This is a genomic window from Salarchaeum japonicum (assembly GCF_049705945.1).
Taxonomy (GTDB): domain Archaea; phylum Halobacteriota; class Halobacteria; order Halobacteriales; family Halobacteriaceae; genus Salarchaeum; species Salarchaeum japonicum_A.
Genome location: NZ_JBNAMV010000004.1, coordinates 1,084,854 through 1,105,392 on the forward strand (window position 1 = coordinate 1,084,854; position 20,539 = coordinate 1,105,392).

The following is a 20,539-nucleotide window of genomic DNA, read 5'->3' on the forward strand; positions in this document are numbered from 1 at the left end:
TTTTATATAGTTGGCCGGTGGACGAAGCCGGCAATGCGAACAACCGCGGGTGGGACGACGAAGACGAACATGAGGGGTGCGTGGAGTAACGCGAGGAAGAGCCAGCCGTCCGGTTCGTTGAGAGCGGCGTAGGCGGCGTAGAGAAAGACGAACATCGCGATTACATGGAGGACGTACCCTACTACGAGCCAGGGAAGAACACCGTACGTCGTGCGCTCCCGGAACCGTTCGTACTGCACTGATTGACCGTATCGAAGCGTCTCGTACGGGTAAAGGAGTGTAACGGCAGGGAAGAAAACGAGCGCCTCCCCAATTGAGACTGGGTGCAGAACGTACTCTAACGGAACTATCAGTAGCGGCGACCACTGAACCACGACGCTCGGAAGGCGGCGGGACGACATTAGTCAGGTCTTTCTCGGCTATCAGTTCTGTATGGCGAGGAGGAGAGCCGAATAACGGTTGTAGACGACAGGCGTGCGGAGAGCACGGCGACAGCGATGACGGTTATCCAGGCGGCGTACGTCACGAGCGCCGATGCGGTCGGTTGGCTCGCCGTGAGGAGAATCGTTGCGCCGGTCGCGGTAAGTGCCGCGTGCACGACCGTTCCGAGGGCGAGAAACGGCACCGACGGACGGGACGGGCCGCGGACGTGTGAGTACGCGTACGGAAGCGTCCCGAGCCAGCCGGTGGCGCTCGCCTCGACCGGTGACGGAACTCCGACGAGGGCGACGAGCACCGCGAAGACGAGGAATAGCCACGCGCCGGCGGCGGACAGAACGCGGTTCGGGGAGGGAAGGGACGGCGCGTACTCGGCAGAGTCGTCCGCCAGGGCTGCGAACACTTTCGGTCCTTCAATGACCCCCAGCCAGCACAGGACAGCGTAGGTCAAGCCGACGGTGAGGAGTCCGGGCGCGAACGCGGTGGCAGCCGAGAGTAGGACGACGCCGAGCGCCGCGTGAGCGGCGGCGACTCCTACGAGAGAAACGGCGAGACCTAGCGTGCCTCCGTGCGCGGCGAAGCGCTTGTAGTCGAAGTCGTGCGCGAAGCGGAGCACGTACCAGAAGCCGGGTATCGAGAGGACGCCTGCCATGACGCCGACCGGGAGCGGGTCGGCCGGAACGACCCGAGCGACCAGGAGCGCGCCACCGCCGAGTGGCGAGAGCGTGAGACAGATTGTTTCGAGCGCTCGTTGCATCTCTATACTACGGTGAATATTTCAAACAAAATAAATCCAGTAGTGGAAGCGGATAGTGCAAGTGGAGAGAGCGTACGAATCGAGGGAAGCGGAACAGAGGGCGGAACGACACGCACGGGCGAAGGTTTTTCCGGTGGGGCGAGTAGAGAGTTGTCGAATGGAACTGGAGGACGTGCCGGGTGTCGGCGCGAAGACGGCGGCGTCGCTCCGGGAGCTGGACGACCCGGAGGGCGCGCTGGAGCGCGGGGACGTGGCCGCTATCGCGGGTGCGCCGGGTATCAGCGAGGGGCGGGCGGCGCGCGTCGTTCGGGGGGCGATTCGCGCGCGCCACGACGACCCGGGCGGCTTCCTCGCGACCGACCGCGCCCGCGAGGTCTACGAGGACGTGCTCGCGTTGCTCACGGAGCGCGCGGTGACGACGTACGGCGAGAAGCGCCTGCGGACGCTCTATCCGTCGCGGAGTCCCGACCGCATCGCGGAGGTCAGGGAGTTCGTTGAGCGGGCGCGGAGCCGGGAGGTCGAGGACGGCGTGCTGGACGCGCTCGCGGGCGTCGAGCCATTGGTGGAGCCGTCCGGCGTGCGGGTGCGCGACCGGTGTCTCGCGACGACGGACGCGGAGACGTACAGTCGCGCGCAGGAACTGATTCCGGAGGTGAGCGTCGAAATCGTGGAGGACGCCAGGGGGCTCGCGGAACTCGCGCGCGGGTACTCGACCGTCGTCGCGCTGGACGAGGCGTTCGCGGGCGTTGACGTGGAGGGCGACGTGCGCGTCGAGCCGAACGCGCTGGAGAACCCGGCGGAGGTCGTGCCGGAGCGCGCGCTCGCGTTCTTCGCCGAGAACCGCGACCGCCTGGAGGCCGCCGTCGCGGTTCACCGTCGCAGCAGTCTCAGTCCGCCGCTCGACCTCGACACGCTGGAGGGAGCGCTCGCCCGCCTAGAGGCGGACGGGAGCGTCGCGGGCGACGACGAGCTCGACCGACTCACGGACGCGGTGAACGACCTCGACGCGGCGGTGTCGACGGCGGAATCGGTCGCGAACGACCGGCTTCGGGAGGCGATTCAGGAGCGGGACGTGACCATCGAGGGCGCGGACCTGCTCTCGCTCGTGGAGCGCGGCGCCGGCGTGGATTCGTTGCTCTCCCGGGAGTTAGCGGACGAGTTCGACGAGGCGGTCGCGGCGGCCCGCGACCACCTCGTGGACGCGCTCGACCTGACGGAGGGCGAGGCGAGCGTCGCCCGGCAGGCGTTCGCGGACGACCCGACGTTTCCCGTGGAGCGCGAGGAGGACGCCGTCACACGGCTTCGAGAGGAACTCACGGCGGCGCGCGACCGGCGGGCGGCGCGGCGGAAACGCGAGCTCGCGGCGGACCTCGCGGACGCCCGCGGAGACGCGACGGCGCTCGTCCGGGCGGCGCTCGAACTCGACGTGGAACTCGCCGTCGCGCGCTTCTGCGACGACTTCGACTGCACGACGCCCGAGCGCGCCGGCGACGGGTTCGACATCGAGGGCGGCCGCTCGCCCCTGCTGGACGTTCCGTTCGAGGACGTGGAGCCGGTGGATTACGGCGCGGACGGTGTCGCGCTCCTGTCCGGCGTGAACTCCGGCGGGAAGACGAGCACGCTCGACCTCGTCGCCACGGTGGTCGTGCTCGCGCACATGGGGTTGCCCGTCCCCGCCGACTCCGCGCGCGTGCCCGAGGTGGAGGAACTGCACTACTACGCGAAGTCCCAGGGGACGCTCGACGCGGGCGCGTTCGAAGCGACGCTGCGGGACTTCGGCCGCCTCGCGACGGGCGCGTCCGAGGCGACTACGCTCGTGTTGGTGGACGAACTCGAATCCATCACGGAACCCGGGGCGTCCGCGAAGATCATCGCGGGCATCCTCGAAGCGCTCGACGACGCGGGCGCGAGCGGCGTGTTCGTCAGCCACCTCGCGGGCGAGATACGGGACGCCTGCGGGTTCGACGTGACCGTGGACGGCATTCAGGCCGTGGGACTGGAGGACGGCGAACTCGTCGTGAACCGCTCGCCGGTGAAGGACCACCTCGCGCGCTCGACGCCCGAACTCATCGTGGAGAAACTGGCGGACGGCGAGGACGGGAGCGACCGCGAACGCGCGTTCTACCGGCGCTTGCTGGAGAAATTCTAATCCCTGCAGTACTGTTAAGTGGACTGCGGCGAATCTCTCGCGTGATGGCCGAGGACCCCGAGGAGGGGATGCTGTCGTGGGACGAGACGGTGTTCCGCGACGAACACGTCTTCGAAATCGACTACGTCCCCGAGGTGTTCCGGCACCGCGAATCCCAACTCCAGACCCTCCAGTACGCGCTCCGGCCCGCGGTCCGCGGGAACCGCCCGCTGAACGCGATGGTTCGCGGGCCGCCGGGGACGGGGAAGACGACGGCGGTCCAGAAGCTGTTCGGCGAGCTCGGCGCGCAGACCGGCGTCCGCACCGTGCACGTGAACTGCCAGCACGACTCCACTCGGTACGCCGTGTTCAGCCGGGTGTTCGAGGCTATTTTCGACTACGAACCGCCCTCCTCCGGAATTTCGTTCAAGAAGCTGTTCAATCAGGTGACGGACAGGCTCGTGGAGGACGAGGAGGTGCTGGTGGTGGCGCTGGACGACGTGAACTACCTGTTCTACGAGAACGAGGCGTCGGACGCGCTCTACTCGCTGCTGCGGGCGCACGAGACCCACGCGGGCGCGAAGGTCGGCGTCATCCTCGTCTCCTCCGACCTCGACCTGAACGTCATCGAGGAACTCGACGGCCGCGTACAGTCCGTCTTCCGACCCGAGGAAGCCTACTTCCCCGTGTACGACCGCACCGAAATCGCGAGCATCCTCGGCGACCGCGTGAAAGCCGGGTTCCGGGACGGCGCGGTGTCCACGGAGATTCTCGACCGCGTGTCGGAGTTCACCGCGGACGCGGGCGACCTCCGGATCGGCATCGACCTCCTGCGGCGCGCGGGACTGCACGCGGAGATGCGCGCGAGTCCCGTCGTCGAAGCCGAGGACGTGGACGCCGTCTCCGAGGAAGCCAAACACCTCCACCTCGCGCGGCGGCTCGACGGCCTCACGGAGAACGAGCGCGCGCTGATGGAGGTCGTCGCCGACCACGACGGCGAGCGCGCGGGCGACGTGTACGAGCCGTTCGCCGAACGCACCGGCCTCGGCTACACGCGTTACACGGAAATCGTGAACAAGCTCGACCAGCTCGACCTCATCCGCGCGGAGTACGAGAGCCTGGAGGGACGCGGCCGCTCCCGCGTGTTGAGCCTCGAACACGACCCCGGCGCGGTCCGCGAGCGACTGTAGTGAGTGTTTTTTGCCGTCGGCGGCCGACCACCCACGCATGAGTGACACGCAAGAGATGAAGCGCCGCGCGGGCGAGTCCGCCGCGGACCTCGTAGAGGACGGAGACGTCGTCGGCCTCGGCACGGGCAGCACGGCTGCAGAAGCCATTCGCGCGCTCGGCGACCGCGTCGACGCGGGCCTCGACATCGCGGGCGTCCCGACCTCGTATCAGTCCCGAGAGCTCGCACGCGACGCCGGCGTCCCGCTCACGACGCTCGCGGACGTGGACAGTCTCGACATCGCCATCGACGGCGCGGACCAAGTGACGGGCGCGGACCTCGTCAAGGGCGGCGGCGCGGCGCACGCCCGCGAGAAGTACGTGGACGCCGCCGCGGAGCGCTTCGTCGTCGTCGCCGACCCCTCGAAGGTCGTCTCCGTGCTCGACCATCCCGTTCCCGTGGAGGTGTTGCCGGACGCGAAACCCGTCGTCGCGGACACCGTCCGCAACTTCGGCGCGGAACCGACGCTCCGGCAGGCGGAGCGAAAGGACGGGCCCGTCGTCACTGACAACGGCAACCTCGTGCTCGACTGCGATTTCGGCGACCTCACGAACCCCGGCGCGACCGCGCTCGACCTCGACGCCGTCCCGGGAATCGTCGACCACGGTGTCTTCCCATCGATGGCGGACGAACTCCACATCGGCGACGAGGACGGCGTGACGGTCGAGTACCCGTAGCCGGCGCTACGCGGCGAGAAAAATACGAAGGGAAAATCCTGTTTAGAGGTCTCGCGGCTGAACGGTCTTGCGACCGTTCTCCTCGGCGCGGCGCGCCGCGTCCTCGAGGATCTCCTCGACTTCCTCGTCGAGGGCGTCGTAGAAGTCCGAAGCAACGTTCTTGTCGTCGAGCGCTTCCTTCACTGCGGCTTTGACGATGAGGTCTGCCATACACGCCGTTTTTTCCCGCCCCGCTTAATAAGGCTTCCCATAAGGGAACGGCCACACCGGCCTCACTGGGGCGATTTACGCCGGGTTTCGTCCTCACGAACCCCACCGAATATGCCTCCATCGGATTACGGGGTGGAACGGAAACCCCCAAGCCCGCTGAACGCGACGAACCGGCCGTGTCCCACTACGTCTACGTGCTCGAATGCGCCGACGGCACGTACTACACGGGCTACACGACCGACGTGGAGCGCCGCGTCGCCGAACACGACGCCGGCGACGGCGCGAAGTACACCCGCGGCCGTACCCCGGTCACCCTCCGGCACGTCGAGGAGTACGACACGAAATCGGCCGCGATGAGCCGCGAGTACGAGATAAAGCAGCTCTCACGGCGGCGCAAGGAACGACTGCTGGAGTGAGTGGTGGAGTGGCTGGTGGACCGCCTGGTGGAACGGCGGTCGGTGCGTGAAGCGAGGCGTTTTACCGGATGCCGGCGAGAGTCCGGGTATGGACGAGATCGCGTTCGGGACCGACGGCTGGCGGGAAACGCTGGACGTGTTCACGGACGACCGCGTGCGGATGGTCGCGCAGGGCGTCGCCACCCACCTGAAGGAAGCGGGCCGGGATGGCGAGACGGTTGCGGTGGGGTACGACGCGCGGGAAACCTCCGAGGGGTTCGCGGACGAGGTGGCGCGCGTGCTCGCGTCGAACGGGTTCGACGTGGTGCTGCCGGAGCGCGACTGCCCGACGCCGCTGGTGGCGCACGCCATCGTGGAACGCGACCTCGCGGGCGCGGTCGTCATCACGGCGTCCCACAATCCGCCGGAGTACAACGGCGTGAAGTTCATTCCGGCGGACGGCGCGCCCGCGCTCCCCGAGGTCACGGAGTCCATCGAGTCCCACCTCGACGAACCGACGGTGAAGCCCGAGGGGGACTGGGGCGAAATTTCGGAAGTGGACCTCGTGACGCCGCACCGCGAGCACGCCTTGGACCTCGTGGACGCGGACCTCTCGGGGCTGACGGTGGTGTACGACGCGATGCACGGGAGCGGGCGGGGCGTGACGGACGAACTCCTCCGCGCCGCGGGCGCAGAGGTGATTTCGCTGCGGGACGAGCGCGACCCCGACTTCGGCGGAACCCCACCGGAACCGGATTACGCGAACCTCGAAGGCCTCGAAATCGCCGTGGACGAGTACGACGCCGACCTCGGCGTCGCGAACGACGGGGACGCCGACCGCGTCGCCGCCGTCGCGCCCGAGCGCGGCTACCTCGACGGAAACCAGTTCTTCGCGCTGCTCTACGACTACCTCCTCGAAACCCGGGCGGGGCCGGCGGTGCGGACGGTGTCGACGACGTTCCTCGTGGACCGCATCGCGGAAGCGCACGACACCGGGGTCGTGGAGACCCCGGTCGGGTTCAAGTGGGTCGCGGCGGCGATGGGCGAGCACGACGCGCTCGTCGGCGGCGAGGAGTCCGGCGGGTACTCGGTGCGCGGACACGTCCGGGAGAAGGACGGCGTGCTGATGGCGCTGTACGCCGCGGCTGCGGCCGCGGACGGCGGTATCGACGGCCGCCTCGACCAGATTAGCGAGACGTACGGCGACATCCATCAGGAGAAGACGAGCGTCGACTGTCTCGAAGACCGCAAGCAGCCCGTGCTCCGCGAGCTCGCGGACCGCCTCCCCGAGACGGTGGCGGGCGAGCGCGTGGAGCGCGTGAACGACGCGGACGGCTTCAAGATACTGCTCGCGGACGGTTCGTGGCTGCTCGTCCGGCCGTCGGGAACGGAGCCGAAGATGCGGGTCTACGCGGAGGCCGGCAGCCAGGAGCGCGTCGAGGAACTGCTCGACGCGGGCCGCGACCTCGTCGAACCACTCATCTGAGCGTCCCCCGATAGCGGTCTCCCTGTTCTTCGATTTCGAACCCGAGCGACGCGTAGAACGGCCTGACGTTCCCGCGGAAGTCCGCGGTGAGCGGTCGCCAGCGCTCCGCGGCGGCCGCGACGAGTCGGGAGCCGATGCCGCTGTCCCGGCGCGCGCGTCGGACCGCGATGGCCTCGATGTGCGCGCCCGTCTCCCGGGGAACGGTGAGGAGCGCGCCGACGATGCGGCGGTCGTCGTCCGCGACGAACACGCCGTCTGCCGCGATGCGTCGCTCCACGGTCTCGCTGTCGACGTCGAGCATCGCGCCGTCCAACACCCGCATCACGCCGAGGGGGTCGCGGGCGACGGCGGGTCTAACGTCGACCGCCACGAATGAGCCTGAGAACCGTCACGTGGTCCGTGTCGACCGGCTGGTCCTCCGGGACGGGCCGGCCGTCCACCATCACCGACACCTCGTGCGGGCTGAGGTCCACGCGGTCGAGGAGGTCGGCGTACGTCGCGTCCGTAACGTCGAACTCGTGGGTGGCGTCCCCCACGACTTCGACCGTGACGTGCATACCCGGGTTAGTTCGGGGACTCGTTTGAGGGTGTCGCGTCCGCGTCGTCGTTCCGGCGGTCGCGGCGGTCGCGGTACGCGCCGAGGAGCGCGAGTACGAGCGCGCCGACACCGAGGAGGAACACCACGAGTTGGACGAGGCCGCCGACGAGCGGCGCGAAGTCGAGCGCCGCGACGAGCAGAACGCCGACGAGGAGCGCGAGCCAGCGGTTCTCCATGTCGCGAATCGAGAGAATGTACCGGCCGAGCGTGTAGTTGCCGGCGACGTACCCGACGGTGAGGAGGACGGCGTACGCGATGAAGCCGAGAATCGTGACGGGGATGCCGATGAGCGTGAACGCGATGAGGATGAGCGTGATGGGGACGAAGACGAGGAAACCGAGTCCGGAGAGCGCGGAGCGGCCGGGCGCGTCCACGGCGGCGTCCGCGACACGGTCGGTAAACCCGGGGAGGACGGCGACGAGGAGCGCGCCGACGACGAGCGTGGAGACGATGCTGGAGACCGTGCCGGCCCAGGTGGGGATGTCAGGGAGCGGGCCGAACCCGCCGGAACCTTCGACGACGCCGCCCCCGACAGTGGCACCGGGCGCGCTGACGAGTTCGCCGTCGTAGGAGAGCGTACCCGCGACGGCCGCGGTGTCGGTGAGCGTGACGGTGTCCGCGGCGGCGTTCACGTCACCGCCGACGCGTCCAGCGATGGTGACGGCGCCGCCGGCGGCGGTAAGGTCGCCCTGAACGACGCCGCCGTCGTCGACTTCGACCGTGCCGCCGAGCGCCGTCACGTCGCCCGTAACCGTTCCGTAGACGACCACGGTGCCGCCGAACGCCGTCACGTCACCGTCGACGGTGCCGTGGACGACCACGGTGCCGCCGAACGCGGTGAGTCCGTCGACCGTTTCGTTCTCCGCGACGACGACCGTGCCGCCGGCGCGCGTGTCCGCGGCTGCGCTCCCGGGAACGACCGCGAGCGCGAGCGCCACCACGAGGAGGAGGGGCAGCAGGCGCTGTATGCGTACCATACGCGGACAAATGTCGCACGGCACGATAAACGTTCGTCGCCCGATAGGTCGCCGCGTGTTCGCGCGCGACCCGCGGGGGTCTCGCGGAACTTAAGGCGCGCCCGCGCCTCCCTCGACGCATGAGTGAGCGCGCGGGCCGCCAGGAGATCTGGGTCGAGAAGTACCGGCCCGAGAGCCTGAACGACGTCGTCGGGCACGAGAACATCATCTCCCGCATCGAGAGCTACGTCGAACAGAACGACCTCCCCCACCTCCTGTTCGCCGGACCTGCGGGCGTCGGGAAGACCGCGTCCGCGGTCAGCATCGCGAAGGAAGTGTACGGCGACGACTGGCGGGAGAACTTCCTCGAACTCAACGCCAGCGACGAGCGCGGCATCGACGTGGTTCGCGACCGCATCAAGAACTTCGCGCGCACGAGCTTCGGCGGGTACGATTACCGCATCATCTTCCTCGACGAGGCCGACGCGCTGACGAGCGACGCGCAGTCCGCGCTCCGTCGGACGATGGAGCAGTTCTCGAACAACACCCGGTTCATCCTCTCCTGTAACTACAGTTCGCAGATTATCGACCCGATTCAGTCGCGCTGTGCGGTGTTCCGGTTCAGCCAACTGAACGACGACGCGGTCGCCGCCCAGATTCGGAAAATCGCCGAAAAGGAAGGTATCGAGTACACCGAGGACGGCGTGGACGCGCTCGTGTACGCCGCGGACGGCGACATGCGCCGCGCCATCAACAGCCTCCAAGCCGCCGCCGCGACCGGCGAACGCGTCGAGGAGGACGTAGTGTATGGAATCACCGCGACCGCGCGCCCCGAGGAAATCGAGGAGATGGTCACCGCCGCCATCACCGGCGACTTCGTCGCCGCGCGCAGCGTCCTCGACGAGATGCTCACCGAACGCGGCCTCGCCGGCGGCGACATCATCGACCAACTCCACCGCTCGGTCTGGGAGTTCGACCTCGAAGAGGAAGCCGCCGTCCGCCTCATGGACCGCGTCGGCGAAGCCGACTACCGCATCGCCGAAGGCGCCAACGAAAAAGTCCAACTCGAAGCGCTGCTGGCGTCTGTCGCGCTCGAAAACTAGGCTTTGGTTCTTATTCGAGGAGTTTGCTGAGGGGGTCGTCGGGGACGGTGTGGTGGGGGTCGCCGTAGAGGACTTCGGAGCATTCGGCGACGAAGCCGATGAGTCGAGAGCCGGTCTCGTAGTCGAACGTGAACGCGACGCCGCCCTCGGGGTTTTGGGGGTCGCGGAGGTTGAGGATGAGTCCGATATCGAAGAGGTGGAGGGAGGCGGTGAGGGAGTTGAGTTCGACGTGGTCGTCGCCGCGTTCGACGAGTTCTCGGTACTCGTTCTGGTAGAGGTCGGCCATGAGTTCGCAGCGTTCGCGCACGAGGTCGCGGGGGAGGTCGTCGCGGATGTAGGAGAACGTCACGTCGGCGCCCTGATAGTCGAAGACGAGGCGGAGGTTCGGGCCGAGGCGCTCCCGGAGGTGCGTCGTGAGGGCAGCGGTGTCTCGGGACATACGGACGATAAGTGTCGCCACGACCAAAACAATACGGCACCGTTCACGACTGTTCACGGGCGTTCGGAGTCGTGCGGGCTGACGGGTCAGTTCAGCCGGTAGAGTTCGTAGTTGAGGACGGCGGCGAAGGACACCCAGGCGAGGTAGGGAACGAGGAGGAGCGCGGCGGTGCGGCTGACGCGATAGAACGCGAGAATCGTGGCGGCGATGAGCGCCCAGAGCACGGTGATGACGACGAGGCCGCCCGCGATGTTCTCGCCGCCGAAGAAGACCAGCGTCCACGCGACGTTGAGCACGTACTGCGCGACGAACAGCGCGAACGCGACCCGTCTCGGGTTCCCGCGGCCGTCTCGGAGCACGAGGTAGACGGCGACGCCGAGGAGGAAGAAGAGCGTCGTCCAGACGGGGCCGAACACCCAGTTCGGCGGGGCGAGCGCGGGCCTGAGGAGCGTCGCGTACCACGACCCGCTGCCGGTGGCGGTGACGAGTGCGGGCGCGGCGCCGACGGCTTCACAGATGACGATGGCGAGCGCGAGGCCGGGGATGTCGTCGCGAGAGAACATATCCCCTTGTTCGTGCGCGACGGCCTAAGTTACGGGGTGAGTACGGCCGGCAGGTCGCCGGGGAGGTCGTCACGAGTGTGGGGCGCAAAGAAGTCGGGGTCGGGGCCGATAGGGACGCGGCGCTTCGGGTTGATGTCGCCGTGACTCCGGTAGTAGTGCTGTTTCACGTGCCACATGTCGCAGGTCTCCTCGACGCCGGGGAGCTGGCAGAGTTCGCGGAGGTAGCCCCAGAGCGCGTCGTAGTCCACTATCTGGCGGTAGTTGCACTTGAAGTGGTTGTGGTAGACCTCGTCGAACCGGTAGAGGGTGGTGAACATGCAGACGTCCGCGAGCGTGAGCGAGTCCCCGACGAGGAAGCGCTGCGTGGCGAGACGGGCGTCGTACTCCTCCAGCGCGTCGAAGAGGTCGCGGACGGCGTCGTCGTACGCGTCCTGGCTGTCCGCGAACCCGGCGCGGTACACGCCGTTGTTGATGCGCGGATAGATGTCGTCGATGACCTCGTCAATCTCGGCGCGGTCGCCCTCCGGGTAGAGGTCGACGCCGTTGTCGTACTCTCCGAAGGCGGTGGCGAACATCCGAATTATCTCCTCGGATTCGTTGTTCACGATGGTGTCCTCCTCTTTGTCCCAGAGGACGGGGACGGTGACGCGTCCCGTGTAGTCGGCGTCGGCCTCCCGGTAGACCTCGCGGAGGTACTCCGACCCGAACAGGTGGTCCTCGGTGCTGCCGGGTTTCGAGGCGTCGAACTCCCAGCCCTGGTCGTACCGGACGGGGTCGACGACGCTCACCGAGATGGCGTCTTCGAGGCCGAGGAGGGCGCGGACGGTGAGCGCGCGGTGCGCCCACGGGCACGCGTAGGAGACGTAGAGGTGGTAGCGCCCCGACGCGGGTTCCGGGCCCTCAGTGGCGACTTCGTCCGGACTCTTTCGCGACCCCCGAATCCAGTCCCGGAAGGAGGTCTCCGTGCGCTCGAACTCCCCGGATTCGTCGTGTTCTATCATCTCCTCGTCCGTGTGCCACTCGCCGTCGACCATTCGTCCCATACCCAAACGATGCGTCGGACGCCGCAAAAACCCGGGGGCCACGGCGACCGCTGCGGGTGTCGCGCGGAAGTACAAGGGTTTTACCGGCAGGACGGACTACCTGTGTGCAATGAGCGACCTCACCGAGGAGTACCGTCTCGAGTACTTCGAAGAGGAGGGCTTCACGCGGAAATCCTGTACGGAGTGTGGAGCGAACTTCTGGACGCGGGACGGCGAGCGGGAGACGTGCGGCGAACCCCCCTGTGAGGACTACGGGTTCATCGACGACCCCGGGTTCGACGACGAGTACACGCTGGAGGAGATGCGGGAGGCCTTCCTCTCGTTCTTCGAGGAGCACGACCACGAACGCATCAGTCCCTATCCGGTGGCGGCGAACCGCTGGCGGGACGACGTGCTCCTGACGCAGGCGTCCATCTACGACTTCCAGCCGCACGTCACGAGCGGGCAGTCCCCGCCGCCCGCGAATCCGCTCGCGGTGAGTCAGCCCTGCATCCGCATGCAGGACATCGACAACGTCGGGAAGACGGGGCGGCACACGATGGCGTTCGAGATGATGGGCCATCACGCGTTCAACGCGGACGAGGGCACGGACTACGCGTACGAGGGCGAGGTCTACTGGAAGGACCAGTGCGTGGAGTACTGCGAGGAGTTCTTCGCGTCGTTCGGCGTTCCGCGTGAAGACGTGACGTTCATCGAAGACCCCTGGGTGGGCGGCGGGAACGCCGGCCCCGCGTTCGAAGTTATCTACAAGGGCCTCGAACTCGCCACGCTGGTCTTCATGTCGATGGAGCAGGACCCGGACGGCGAGTACGAGATGAAGGACGGGAACACGTACGCGCGGATGGACCGCCGCGTCGTGGACACCGGGTACGGCCTCGAACGCTGGACGTGGATGAGTCAGGGGACGCCCACGGTGTACGAGGCTATCTATCCCGAGATGATTGCGACGCTGAAGGAGAGTGCGGGCATCGAACTGGACGACGAGGAGGAAGAACTCGTCCACCGCGCCTCGAAGCTCGCCGGCCACCTCGACATCGACGAGGTGGAGGACATGGACGCCGCCCGCGACAACCTCGCGGACAAACTCGACGTGTCCACGGAGCGCCTGCACGACCTGATGCGGCCGCTCGAAGACCTCTACGCCATCGCCGACCACTGTCGGACGCTCGCGTACATGTTCGGTGACGGTATCGTGCCGTCGAACGTCGGCACGGGCTACCTCGCGCGGATGGTGCTGCGGCGGACGGTCCGCCTCATGGACACCGTCGGCGTGACGGACGACCTCGCGGACCTCGTGGACGTACAAGCGGACCGACTGGGGTACGAGAACCGCTCGACAATTCGAGACATCGTGCGGAAGGAGGTCGCGAAGTACGAGGAGACACTGGAGCGCGGGAGTCGGAAGGTCGAGCAGTTGGCGCGCGACCACGCCGAGCGCGGCGAGCCGATTCCGGCGTCGACGCTGGTGGACCTCTACGACAGCCACGGCCTCCAGCCGGACATGGTGGAAGAGATCGCGGCCGAGGAAGGCGCTGAGGTGGACGCGCCGGACGACTTCTACTCGCTCGTCGCGGAGCGCCACGACTCCGCGGAGGCGTTCGAGGACGAGGAAGCCCAAGACGACCGTCTCGGCGACCTCCCGGAGACGGAGTCGCTCTACTACGAGGACCAGGAGCGCACGGAGTTCGAGGCGGTCGTGCTCGACGTGTTCGAGCGCGAGACCGACGGCGACACCGCGTACGACGTAGTGCTCGACCAGACGCGGTTCTATCCCGAGGGCGGTGGACAGCCCGCCGACCGCGGGACGCTGTCGACGGACGACGCCACCATTCAGGTGGAAGACGTACAGAAGCGTGACGGCGTCGTCCTCCACCGGACGAACGAGAACCCGGGGAAGGGCGAGTTCGTGCGCGGACAGGTGGACTGGGACCGCCGCGAGCGCCTGATGGCGCACCACACCGCTACCCACATCGTCGTGCACGCCGCCCGACAGGTGTTGGGCGAGCACGTCCGGCAGGCGGGCGCGCAGAAGGGCGTGGAGAGCTCGCGAATCGACATCCGGCACTACGAGCGACTCGACCGGGAGACGGTGAAGGAGATCGAGCACCGCGCGAACGAAGTCGTGCGGGAGAACACGACCGTCCACCAGGAGTGGCCGGACCGGAACGAGGCGGAAGCCCAGCACGGTTTCGACCTCTACCAGGGCGGCATTCCGGCGGGCGAGAACATCCGCCTCATCCACGTCGGCGACGACGTCCAGGCCTGCGGCGGAACGCACGTCTCCCGCACGGGTGACATCGGCGCCATCAAGATTCTGAACACGGAGCGCGTGCAGGACGGCGTGGAGCGGTTCACGTTCGCCGCCGGGCGCGCCGCCATCGAGCACGTGCAGGAACAGGAGGACTACCTGCTCGACGCCGCGGACACGCTCGACGTGACACCGGACGAACTCCCGGAGACCGCCGAGCGGTTCTTCACGGAGTGGAAGGAGCGCGGAAAGCAAGTAGAGGACCTCAAGGAACAGCTCGCGGAAGCCCGCGCGGGCGGCGGCGCGGACGCCGAAGAGGTCGAGGTCGCCGGCACGACGGCCGTGATTCAGCGCGTGGACGGCGACATGGACGAACTCCGCGCGACCGCGAACGCGCTCGTCGACGACGGCAACATCGCCGTCGTTGGCTCCGGGAAATCGGGCGCGCAGTTCGTCGTCGGCGTCCCCGACGGCGTCCCCGTGAACGCGGGACAGGTCGTCAGCGAACTCGCGAGCATGGTCGGCGGCGGCGGCGGCGGCCCGCCGGACTTCGCGCAGGGCGGCGGCCCCGACAGCGACAAACTCGACGACGCACTCGCGGAAGCGCCCGAGATACTGCGGACTGTCGTCGCGGAGAGCTAAGTTCGCTCCACACGCCTGCCGTGACGGGCCGCGACGGACCGGGCCGCGTGGCGGTCGAGGAGTACAATCAAGTTCGGGGGTGTAGAATTTTCCAGGTATGGCATCCTCCACCACCGGGTCCGACGACGCCGACTCGACCCCGTTCGGCTACCATCTCCCCGAATTCGTCGACTGGATCGCAGGCGCTGTCATCGCACTCGTCGGCCTCGTGTTGACGGTCGGCGGAACGGTGCTCGCGTTCGCGGTCGACCAAGACACCCTCCGCGAGAGCGTTCAGTCGGGCGAACTAACGGTCGTGATATTCGAGCGCGAACTCACGGAGGCGGAGACGCTCGAAGTCGCCCAAGCGGTCGCGAACTGGACTGGCTGGGGCCTCCTCGTGACCGGCGTTCTGCTGGTACTGTTCGCGGTCGGCTACGTCGTCGTTCGCCACCGAGCGCACACCGCGGCCGGCCCCGACGAGTCCGCCGGGTCCTACCTGTCGGCCGCCGTCGTCGGCGCCGTCGTCACCGCGTTCGTCTCGTTCATTCCGTTCTCGCCCGCCATCGGCGGCGGCGTCGCCGGCTACCTCGAAAGCCTGCGGAGCGAGCGAGGAATCGGACCCGGCGCGCTCTCCGGCCTCCTCGGTGCCGCACCGCTCCTCGTCATCCTCCTCTTCGTCACGGCCGGCCTCTACGTCGGGCTCGCCAGCGTTTCCGCGGCCGGTCTGGAGGTCGTGACCGTCGCCGTCATGCTCGTCGCCGGCCTGTTCGCCACCGTGTTCGCCGTCGGTCTCGGCGCGGTCGGCGGGTACATCGGCGGCCGCATCGCGGACAGCTGGACGTAAAACGGACGACCGGAGGGAGAGAGTTCTCAGTAGTCGACGGCGTCGCCGACGCCCGAGAGGCCGAGGACGCGTTGGGCGGCGCGGCCGACGGCCTCCGTGTCGTCTTCGGGCGCGTAGACGCCGAATCGCCACTGGACTTCCTGTGAGTGCTGCATGCCCTCGACGAGCGCGCTGTGGTCGGCGAGGCGTTTCGTGTCGCCGTTGACGACGACGCGCGCACTTGATTCGGGCATCGACGGCCGGCCGGGGGTGTCGACGACGACGTGTTTCTCGGGGACGCCGGCCGCGTCCGCTATCTCGCGCTCGAACTCCCGGACCTGGTCGTGGTCGGCGACGACCACGTCCTCGGGGACGGCGGAGCGTTCGCACCAGGCGGCGCGCTTGTAGAGGTCGCGCTCGGCGAGTCGGCGAACGAACTCCTCGGTCTCGTCGTGCTCGCGGAGCGCGGCGAGGAGTTCGTCGTCGGTCATGCGCGCGAACTCGCTGACGGAGAGGCTGCTGGTGTCGAGGAGGCGTTCGCTCGCGCGTTCGAGCATCCCGCCGGCGATGCGGGAGACATGGTGGCGGTAGACGGTCGCGTTCATCAGCGCGCGGGCGACGAGGAGGGATTCGGCGGTGGCGACGTTCCCCTCCGCGAGGACGAGGTCGTCGTCGCGGAAGGCGAGCGCGCGCACGAGCCGGCCGTGGTCGACCGTGCCGTAGGGGACGCCGGTGTGGTGGGCGTCCCGGACGAGGTAGTCCATGCGGTCGACGTCGAGTTCGCCGGCGACGAGCTGGCCGAGCTGGCCGTCGCCCGCGATGAGGTCGGCGACGCCATCAGGGTCGAGGCCGTAGTCCGCGAGCACGTCCGCGACCGGACCGTCGCCGAGGAGGTCGCTGACGTCGTCGTGGTGGCGGCCGAGGCGGCGTTCGATGATGCCCTCGGTCTGGTGGCCGTACGGGCCGTGGCCGATGTCGTGGAGGAGCGCGGCGGCGCGGGCTTTGTCGGCGCGCGCGCCGGACACGCCGAGGTGGTCGAGTGCGCGGTCGGCGAGGTGGTAGACGCCGAGGCTGTGCTCGAAGCGCGTGTGGTTCGCGGACGGGTAGACGAGGCGGACGGTGGAGAGCTGCTTGATGTGGCGGAGCCGCTGCACCTGCGGGGTGTCGAGGAGGGCGGACGCGACGCCGTCCACCTCGATGTAGTCGTGGACGCTGTCCTTGATGGCGCGCATGGTGCAGAGCGCGGCGGGCAGCCCGTTATCTCTCCCGGTTCAGATTTTTCCGCGACCCCACTCGATTTATACCGGCCACCCCACCAGTAGCGTGTGGTGTGATAGTTCACCACAACCACTTCCATCCCCGCTCGGATACCGTCGGAGAGTGACACTGGCGAAACGCATTTTCACGCGGACGCGGTATCGGTGCTATGAGCAAACCACGTATCGCGTTCGTCAACGCCGCGCACGACGGCGCTGACACCCTGAAGAACTTCCGCCGTGAATTGGACGCGGACCTGGTGGAGTTCCACGTCACGGACGGAACCATCCCGCGGGAATTTGACTTCGACGGCGCGGTCGTCTCCGGCAGTCGCGCGTCCGTCTACTGGGACGAGGAGTGGATTCAGCCCACGCGCGAGTGGGTGGGGGAGGCCGCCGAGCGGATGCCCGTGCTCGGCGTCTGTTTCGGCCATCAACTCCTCGCGGACGCGCTCGGCGGCACCGTCGAAGGCATGAACGAGTACGAAATCGGCTACCGAACCGTCTCGAAGACCCGAGACGACCCGCTCCTCGACGGGCTGGGCGAGGAGTTCGTGGTGTTCACCACGCACTCGGATGCGGTGACGGAACTCCCGCCGGGCGCGGAGCTGTTGGCGGAGAACGACTACGGCATCCACGGGTTCCGGAAGGGCGACGCGGTCGGCGTCCAGTTCCACCCCGAGTACGACATGGAAACCGCCGAGAGCGTCACCCGGCGGAAAGACGACCTCGCCGAGGAGCGAAAACAGGCCGTCACGGACGACATCACGCCGGAGAACTTCGAGAAGGCGTGCGAGGCGAAGCGGCTGTTCGAGAACTTCACCGAGCACGCGCGCTCGGCGAGCGCGTCCGATTAGTTCTTCGCGGGCGGGTCGCAGCGCACGATTTTCCCCCACCAGTCGCGGCGGTCCGCACCCCATCGGTAGAGTTTCTCGCGGAGCGACGGGTAGCCGGGAACGGCCCGGAGAACCTCGAAGGCGGCGTCGAAGACAGGGTGGATTCGAGCGAGCGCCTGCTCCATCGCTTCGCCGCAGTCGTAGACGGCGTCGTCGGTGAGGAGGTGCGCGCAGGTCTCGTAGTCGTCGGGCAGGCGCGCGCGCTGGTCGGGCGTGAGTTCGTGGAACCCCACGAGTTCGAAGTCCCCGAGGTCGTCGGCGAGGCGCGCACACCACGTGCAGAACCCGCACTCGTCGTCGTAGACGAGGCGCGGCGGGTGTTCACTCATCGGTGAATCGCCCCGTCTCGCTCCCGCAGTTCTCGCAGCGCGCGACGATGGAGTCGCGGTCGTCCGCGAGTTCGATGGTCTGCGTCGTCTCCGCCTCGCAGTCGTCGCAGTACCGGAGAATCGTAGTTTCACCGGCCTCGCGGGGTGCGCCGACCGCGAGCACGATGGCGCGGTCCGCGTGCTCGTTCACCGCGCGCTGGTACTCACCGGGCGCGAAGCGCACGAGTTCGCCCGACCGCACCGGCACGCTCTCCTCTTCGGTGCGGAACGTCACCGTCCCGGCCTGCACGTAGAACACTTCCTCCTGTTCCTCGTGGGCGTGATAGCCGAACGACGTGCTGTCGCCCTCGTCCAGTTCGTAGTAGTTCAGGGAGACGTTCGTCGTCCCCAGCGCGTCCGCGAGCGGATAGCTCACGTCCGCCGGACTCATTCGGGAGGAGAACTCGGAGAGTCGAACCTTGCGCATACCCAGTGTTGGGGTGCGCGACGTTTCAATGGTGGTGGCCGGCCTCCAGCACGAGAGCGCTGCGCGCCAATTAAGTAGCGCGACACGAACGAATCAGTATGGCTATCGACCCGAGTTTCGACGAGAACAGGGAGGTCGTGGATTCGCACAAGGGCCACGACGTCTGGGGGCCCGTGGACGAACCGGAGAAACTGGGGATTCACGGCACGCACGTCGCGGTGGACTTCGACGTGTGCATCGAGGACAGCGCGTGCGTGGAGGACTGTCCCGTGGACGTGTTCGAGTGGGTGGACACGCCGGGGCATCCGGAGTCGGAGCGGAAGGCCGACCCGGCGAACGAGATTCAGTGCATCGACTGCATGCTCTGTGTCGACGTGTGTCCGGTGGACGCTATCGACGTGGATTCGAGCCGTTAGGCGCGGTCGATGTCGAGCTGCTCCCGGAGGTCGTGGAGGGCGTCCGAGTCCGCGAGTTCTTCCAGGCGGTCCTGGAAGTGGTCTTCGCAGAGGCCGACCTGGAGGCCGTCCTTCTCGACGGACACGTCGGCGCTCCGGTCGCAGTAGTGACAACGCATACCCGAAACTCGGGCCCGCAGGTACCTTAACTTGGTGCCTCCGGCGTTATAGGCGCTCGCGGAGCCGGTCGTACTCGGCCTCGCTCACGCCTTCTTTGGCGAGTTCGGTGCCGTGCGCGTCGGTGCCGCCGGTGGCGAGCAGGTCGTGTTCTTCGATGGTTTCGCGGACGCGCTCGAACCCGGCGTCGGTCGGGTCCTCGCCGACGGGGCGGTCGTAGGGGTAGTGGAGTTCGACGGCGTCGAGGTCGCTCGCGCGGGCGAGCGCGGCGGCGGGGTCGTCGTATCGGAGCGGGTGTGCGAGGCCGACGACGCCGCAGGCGTCGCGGAGGAGGCGGACGCCCTCGTCGTAGCCGGTCACGTCGCGCGCGACGAAGCAGGGTCCGTCGTCGCCGATGAGTTCGTCGAACACGCCCGAGACCTCGTCGTACCGGGTGTCTGGGTGGTCGACGACGGCGCGCGCGATGTGCGGGCGGCCGATGCCCTCGCGGGCTTCGATGCCGAGGTCGACATCGAGATGTGCTTCGACGTTCTCGATGATGCGGCGGCCGCGGGTCTCGCGGTCGCGCTGGAGGCGTTCCAGTTCGTCGGTGAGGGCGTCGGTCGGGGTGACGCCGTAGCCGAGGAGGTCGATCTGTTCTTCGGGGGTTTCGACGCGGAGTTCGATGCCGTGCACGAGTTCGACGCCCGCGCGGGTGGTGACGGGCGGGAGGTCGGGCTGGACGCGGTCGTGGTCGGTGATGGCGACCGCGTTGAGGCCGGCGTCCGCGGCGGCGGGCGCGACCGCGGCGGGGTCGAACGTGCCGTCGGAGCGGGTCGTGTGGACGTGGAGGTCCGCGTACACCATACCAAACCGTTGGCGGCCAGCGGCTTGTGTTTAAGGAAACTATTATTCTACACCATCGTTCATGGAGAACGTTCTTAATGGTCTATCATCCAGGAAGGTGTATGACGCTCAGAGACGCCGCGCAACTGCTCGAAACCCAGGAGTACCCGACCACCGCCGACGACATCAAGACCACCCACGGCGACTTCGAACTCGACCTCCCCAACGGCACCGAAACCCTCGGAGACATCATCGACCGCGCCGGCGACGACCGCTTCGACGACGCCACCGCCGCCCAGCACGCGCTCATGGGCGCGGTCGGCGGCGAAGCCATCGGCCGCCGGAACTACTCCGACCGCGACCCCACCCCCATGGGCGTCGACGGCCCCACTCAGGTGTCGTTTTAGGCCGCCCGCAGTTTCGCGGGCGACTCCATAGGTTCACGGCCGCGGCCACGACCCCGGCCGCACTCCGCTGCT

Annotated in this window: 25 protein-coding genes; 11 read left to right on the plus strand and 14 right to left on the minus strand. The window is 67.9% G+C overall.

Translation table 11 applies throughout. The annotated features are described in order from the left end of the window. Window positions 1-2: 2 nt before the first annotated feature. Together ACOZ4O_RS07530 and ACOZ4O_RS07535 are read right to left on the minus strand one after the other, a co-directional pair. Window positions 3-401 carry a hypothetical protein gene (locus ACOZ4O_RS07530; protein WP_424524689.1) on the minus strand — a complete coding sequence of 133 codons (399 nt, stop codon included), beginning with the start codon at window positions 399-401 and terminating at the stop codon, window positions 3-5. After that, window positions 401-1,195: a hypothetical protein gene (locus ACOZ4O_RS07535; RefSeq protein WP_424524690.1), complete on the minus strand. Its 795-nt coding sequence runs from the start codon at window positions 1,193-1,195 to the stop codon at window positions 401-403. The genes ACOZ4O_RS07530 and ACOZ4O_RS07535 overlap by 1 nt, the downstream gene beginning before the upstream one ends. A 157-nt stretch (window positions 1,196-1,352) precedes the next feature. Between ACOZ4O_RS07535 and ACOZ4O_RS07540 the strand changes: the two genes are divergently transcribed. From ACOZ4O_RS07540 to rpiA, 3 genes are read left to right on the plus strand one after another with little or no spacing between them, the layout of a single operon-like run. Next, window positions 1,353-3,344: a MutS-related protein gene (locus tag ACOZ4O_RS07540; protein ID WP_424524691.1), complete on the plus strand. Its 1,992-nt coding sequence runs from the start codon at window positions 1,353-1,355 to the stop codon at window positions 3,342-3,344. Window positions 3,345-3,388: 44 nt separating this feature from the next. After that, window positions 3,389-4,513 carry an ORC1-type DNA replication protein gene (locus tag ACOZ4O_RS07545; RefSeq protein ID WP_424524692.1) on the plus strand — a complete coding sequence of 375 codons (1,125 nt, stop codon included), beginning with the start codon at window positions 3,389-3,391 and terminating at the stop codon, window positions 4,511-4,513. A 37-nt stretch (window positions 4,514-4,550) separates the two neighbouring features. Next, entirely contained in the window at window positions 4,551-5,228 is a 678-nt protein-coding gene (rpiA, locus tag ACOZ4O_RS07550) for a ribose-5-phosphate isomerase RpiA (RefSeq protein ID WP_424524693.1), read from the plus strand. Window positions 5,229-5,270: 42 nt separating this feature from the next. Here the strand turns inward: rpiA and ACOZ4O_RS07555 are convergent, their stop codons facing one another. Then, a complete protein-coding gene (locus tag ACOZ4O_RS07555; RefSeq protein ID WP_424524694.1) occupies window positions 5,271-5,438 on the minus strand; it encodes a DUF1931 family protein in 168 nt (55 codons plus the stop codon). 176 nt (window positions 5,439-5,614) lie between these two features. Between ACOZ4O_RS07555 and ACOZ4O_RS07560 the strand changes: the two genes are divergently transcribed. Both ACOZ4O_RS07560 and ACOZ4O_RS07565 read left to right on the plus strand, forming a co-directional pair. Next, entirely contained in the window at window positions 5,615-5,854 is a 240-nt protein-coding gene (locus tag ACOZ4O_RS07560; RefSeq protein ID WP_424524695.1) for a GIY-YIG nuclease family protein, read from the plus strand. Window positions 5,855-5,942: 88 nt separating this feature from the next. Beyond that, complete coding sequence (locus tag ACOZ4O_RS07565) at window positions 5,943-7,319, plus strand: phosphoglucomutase/phosphomannomutase family protein (protein ID WP_424524696.1); 1,377 nt, start codon at window positions 5,943-5,945, stop codon at window positions 7,317-7,319. Here ACOZ4O_RS07565 and ACOZ4O_RS07570 read toward each other — a convergent pair. Genes ACOZ4O_RS07570 through ACOZ4O_RS07580 form a run of 3 tightly spaced genes read right to left on the minus strand, consistent with a single transcriptional unit; the run spans window position 7,312 to window position 8,894 of the window. Continuing rightward, window positions 7,312-7,689, minus strand: coding sequence for a GNAT family N-acetyltransferase (locus ACOZ4O_RS07570; RefSeq protein ID WP_424524697.1), 378 nt, complete (start codon window positions 7,687-7,689; stop codon window positions 7,312-7,314). The genes ACOZ4O_RS07565 and ACOZ4O_RS07570 overlap by 8 nt on opposite strands. Further along, entirely contained in the window at window positions 7,673-7,876 is a 204-nt protein-coding gene (gene samp2, locus ACOZ4O_RS07575; protein WP_424524698.1) for a ubiquitin-like small modifier protein SAMP2, read from the minus strand. The genes ACOZ4O_RS07570 and samp2 overlap by 17 nt, the downstream gene beginning before the upstream one ends. Window positions 7,877-7,883: 7 nt before the next feature. Continuing rightward, window positions 7,884-8,894, minus strand: coding sequence for a bactofilin family protein (locus tag ACOZ4O_RS07580; RefSeq protein WP_424524699.1), 1,011 nt, complete (start codon window positions 8,892-8,894; stop codon window positions 7,884-7,886). Window positions 8,895-9,013: 119 nt separating this feature from the next. Between ACOZ4O_RS07580 and ACOZ4O_RS07585 the strand changes: the two genes are divergently transcribed. Further along, entirely contained in the window at window positions 9,014-9,976 is a 963-nt protein-coding gene (locus ACOZ4O_RS07585) for a replication factor C small subunit (protein ID WP_424524700.1), read from the plus strand. Between the two features lie 10 nt (window positions 9,977-9,986). On the opposite strand, the gene ACOZ4O_RS07590 is transcribed toward ACOZ4O_RS07585, so the two are convergent. The 3 genes from ACOZ4O_RS07590 to ACOZ4O_RS07600 form a co-directional block, all read right to left on the minus strand. Further along, window positions 9,987-10,415, minus strand: coding sequence for a hypothetical protein (locus ACOZ4O_RS07590; protein WP_424524701.1), 429 nt, complete (start codon window positions 10,413-10,415; stop codon window positions 9,987-9,989). An 86-nt stretch (window positions 10,416-10,501) separates the two neighbouring features. Next, window positions 10,502-10,978, minus strand: coding sequence for a TspO/MBR family protein (locus tag ACOZ4O_RS07595; RefSeq protein ID WP_424524702.1), 477 nt, complete (start codon window positions 10,976-10,978; stop codon window positions 10,502-10,504). Window positions 10,979-11,007: 29 nt separating this feature from the next. Next, window positions 11,008-12,021, minus strand: a complete 1,014-nt coding sequence (locus ACOZ4O_RS07600; protein WP_424524703.1) for a glutathione S-transferase family protein — start codon at window positions 12,019-12,021, stop codon at window positions 11,008-11,010. Between the two features lie 109 nt (window positions 12,022-12,130). Between ACOZ4O_RS07600 and alaS the strand changes: the two genes are divergently transcribed. After that, the gene (gene alaS, locus ACOZ4O_RS07605) at window positions 12,131-14,911 is read left to right on the plus strand and encodes an alanine--tRNA ligase (protein WP_424524704.1); all 2,781 of its coding nucleotides are present in this window, start codon (window positions 12,131-12,133) and stop codon (window positions 14,909-14,911) included. Between the two features lie 97 nt (window positions 14,912-15,008). Beyond that, window positions 15,009-15,737 (plus strand): DUF5518 domain-containing protein, encoded by a 729-nt coding sequence (locus ACOZ4O_RS07610; protein WP_424524705.1) that lies wholly within the window; start codon window positions 15,009-15,011, stop codon window positions 15,735-15,737. A gap of 26 nt (window positions 15,738-15,763) precedes the next feature. Here ACOZ4O_RS07610 and ACOZ4O_RS07615 read toward each other — a convergent pair whose 3' ends face one another. Further along, complete coding sequence (locus ACOZ4O_RS07615; RefSeq protein ID WP_424524706.1) at window positions 15,764-16,948, minus strand: HD domain-containing protein; 1,185 nt, start codon at window positions 16,946-16,948, stop codon at window positions 15,764-15,766. A gap of 194 nt (window positions 16,949-17,142) precedes the next feature. Here ACOZ4O_RS07615 and ACOZ4O_RS07620 point away from each other — a divergent pair, with 194 nt between their 5' ends. Then, window positions 17,143-17,829: a type 1 glutamine amidotransferase gene (locus tag ACOZ4O_RS07620; protein ID WP_424524707.1), complete on the plus strand. Its 687-nt coding sequence runs from the start codon at window positions 17,143-17,145 to the stop codon at window positions 17,827-17,829. Here ACOZ4O_RS07620 and ACOZ4O_RS07625 read toward each other — a convergent pair. Both ACOZ4O_RS07625 and ACOZ4O_RS07630 read right to left on the minus strand, forming a co-directional pair. Further along, on the minus strand, window positions 17,826-18,197 hold the full coding sequence (locus ACOZ4O_RS07625) for a DCC1-like thiol-disulfide oxidoreductase family protein (RefSeq protein ID WP_424524708.1): 372 nt from the start codon (window positions 18,195-18,197) through the stop codon (window positions 17,826-17,828). The two genes, ACOZ4O_RS07620 and ACOZ4O_RS07625, sit on opposite strands and share 4 nt — an antisense overlap. Then, window positions 18,190-18,663: a cupin domain-containing protein gene (locus tag ACOZ4O_RS07630; protein WP_424524709.1), complete on the minus strand. Its 474-nt coding sequence runs from the start codon at window positions 18,661-18,663 to the stop codon at window positions 18,190-18,192. The genes ACOZ4O_RS07625 and ACOZ4O_RS07630 overlap by 8 nt, the downstream gene beginning before the upstream one ends. A 98-nt stretch (window positions 18,664-18,761) precedes the next feature. Here ACOZ4O_RS07630 and ACOZ4O_RS07635 point away from each other — a divergent pair, with 98 nt between their 5' ends. Next, the gene (locus tag ACOZ4O_RS07635) at window positions 18,762-19,079 is read left to right on the plus strand and encodes a 4Fe-4S dicluster domain-containing protein (protein ID WP_424524710.1); all 318 of its coding nucleotides are present in this window, start codon (window positions 18,762-18,764) and stop codon (window positions 19,077-19,079) included. Here the strand turns inward: ACOZ4O_RS07635 and ACOZ4O_RS07640 are convergent. After that, the gene (locus ACOZ4O_RS07640; protein WP_168219932.1) at window positions 19,076-19,237 is read right to left on the minus strand and encodes a DUF6757 family protein; all 162 of its coding nucleotides are present in this window, start codon (window positions 19,235-19,237) and stop codon (window positions 19,076-19,078) included. The genes ACOZ4O_RS07635 and ACOZ4O_RS07640 overlap by 4 nt on opposite strands. Before the next feature lie 46 nt (window positions 19,238-19,283). After that, window positions 19,284-20,081 (minus strand): PHP domain-containing protein, encoded by a 798-nt coding sequence (locus tag ACOZ4O_RS07645; protein WP_424524711.1) that lies wholly within the window; start codon window positions 20,079-20,081, stop codon window positions 19,284-19,286. Window positions 20,082-20,182: 101 nt separating this feature from the next. Between ACOZ4O_RS07645 and ACOZ4O_RS07650 the strand changes: the two genes are divergently transcribed. Next, a complete protein-coding gene (locus tag ACOZ4O_RS07650) occupies window positions 20,183-20,467 on the plus strand; it encodes a DUF5789 family protein (RefSeq protein WP_424524712.1) in 285 nt (94 codons plus the stop codon). The last annotated feature ends 72 nt before the right edge of the window (window positions 20,468-20,539 follow it).

Bases quoted from the DNA above. Each gene is read 5' to 3' on its own strand.
- ACOZ4O_RS07530 (WP_424524689.1), bottom strand. From the start codon at position 401: ATGTCGTCCCGCCGCCTTCCGAGCGTCGTGGTTCAGTGGTCGCCGCTA.
- ACOZ4O_RS07600 (WP_424524703.1), bottom strand. From the start codon at position 12,021: ATGGGACGAATGGTCGACGGCGAGTGGCACACGGACGAGGAGATGATA.
- alaS (WP_424524704.1), top strand. From the start codon at position 12,131: ATGAGCGACCTCACCGAGGAGTACCGTCTCGAGTACTTCGAAGAGGAG.
- ACOZ4O_RS07635 (WP_424524710.1), top strand. From the start codon at position 18,762: ATGGCTATCGACCCGAGTTTCGACGAGAACAGGGAGGTCGTGGATTCG.
- ACOZ4O_RS07585 (WP_424524700.1), top strand. From the start codon at position 9,014: ATGAGTGAGCGCGCGGGCCGCCAGGAGATCTGGGTCGAGAAGTACCGG.
- ACOZ4O_RS07535 (WP_424524690.1), bottom strand. From the start codon at position 1,195: ATGCAACGAGCGCTCGAAACAATCTGTCTCACGCTCTCGCCACTCGGC.
- ACOZ4O_RS07650 (WP_424524712.1), top strand. From the start codon at position 20,183: ATGACGCTCAGAGACGCCGCGCAACTGCTCGAAACCCAGGAGTACCCG.
- ACOZ4O_RS07580 (WP_424524699.1), bottom strand. From the start codon at position 8,894: ATGGTACGCATACAGCGCCTGCTGCCCCTCCTCCTCGTGGTGGCGCTC.
- ACOZ4O_RS07540 (WP_424524691.1), top strand. From the start codon at position 1,353: ATGGAACTGGAGGACGTGCCGGGTGTCGGCGCGAAGACGGCGGCGTCG.
- ACOZ4O_RS07630 (WP_424524709.1), bottom strand. From the start codon at position 18,663: ATGCGCAAGGTTCGACTCTCCGAGTTCTCCTCCCGAATGAGTCCGGCG.
- ACOZ4O_RS07590 (WP_424524701.1), bottom strand. From the start codon at position 10,415: ATGTCCCGAGACACCGCTGCCCTCACGACGCACCTCCGGGAGCGCCTC.
- ACOZ4O_RS07545 (WP_424524692.1), top strand. From the start codon at position 3,389: ATGGCCGAGGACCCCGAGGAGGGGATGCTGTCGTGGGACGAGACGGTG.
- rpiA (WP_424524693.1), top strand. From the start codon at position 4,551: ATGAGTGACACGCAAGAGATGAAGCGCCGCGCGGGCGAGTCCGCCGCG.
- ACOZ4O_RS07595 (WP_424524702.1), bottom strand. From the start codon at position 10,978: ATGTTCTCTCGCGACGACATCCCCGGCCTCGCGCTCGCCATCGTCATC.
- samp2 (WP_424524698.1), bottom strand. From the start codon at position 7,876: ATGCACGTCACGGTCGAAGTCGTGGGGGACGCCACCCACGAGTTCGAC.
- ACOZ4O_RS07615 (WP_424524706.1), bottom strand. From the start codon at position 16,948: ATGCGCGCCATCAAGGACAGCGTCCACGACTACATCGAGGTGGACGGC.
- ACOZ4O_RS07625 (WP_424524708.1), bottom strand. From the start codon at position 18,197: ATGAGTGAACACCCGCCGCGCCTCGTCTACGACGACGAGTGCGGGTTC.
- ACOZ4O_RS07565 (WP_424524696.1), top strand. From the start codon at position 5,943: ATGGACGAGATCGCGTTCGGGACCGACGGCTGGCGGGAAACGCTGGAC.
- ACOZ4O_RS07640 (WP_168219932.1), bottom strand. From the start codon at position 19,237: ATGCGTTGTCACTACTGCGACCGGAGCGCCGACGTGTCCGTCGAGAAG.
- ACOZ4O_RS07610 (WP_424524705.1), top strand. From the start codon at position 15,009: ATGGCATCCTCCACCACCGGGTCCGACGACGCCGACTCGACCCCGTTC.
- ACOZ4O_RS07620 (WP_424524707.1), top strand. From the start codon at position 17,143: ATGAGCAAACCACGTATCGCGTTCGTCAACGCCGCGCACGACGGCGCT.
- ACOZ4O_RS07555 (WP_424524694.1), bottom strand. From the start codon at position 5,438: ATGGCAGACCTCATCGTCAAAGCCGCAGTGAAGGAAGCGCTCGACGAC.
- ACOZ4O_RS07645 (WP_424524711.1), bottom strand. From the start codon at position 20,081: ATGGTGTACGCGGACCTCCACGTCCACACGACCCGCTCCGACGGCACG.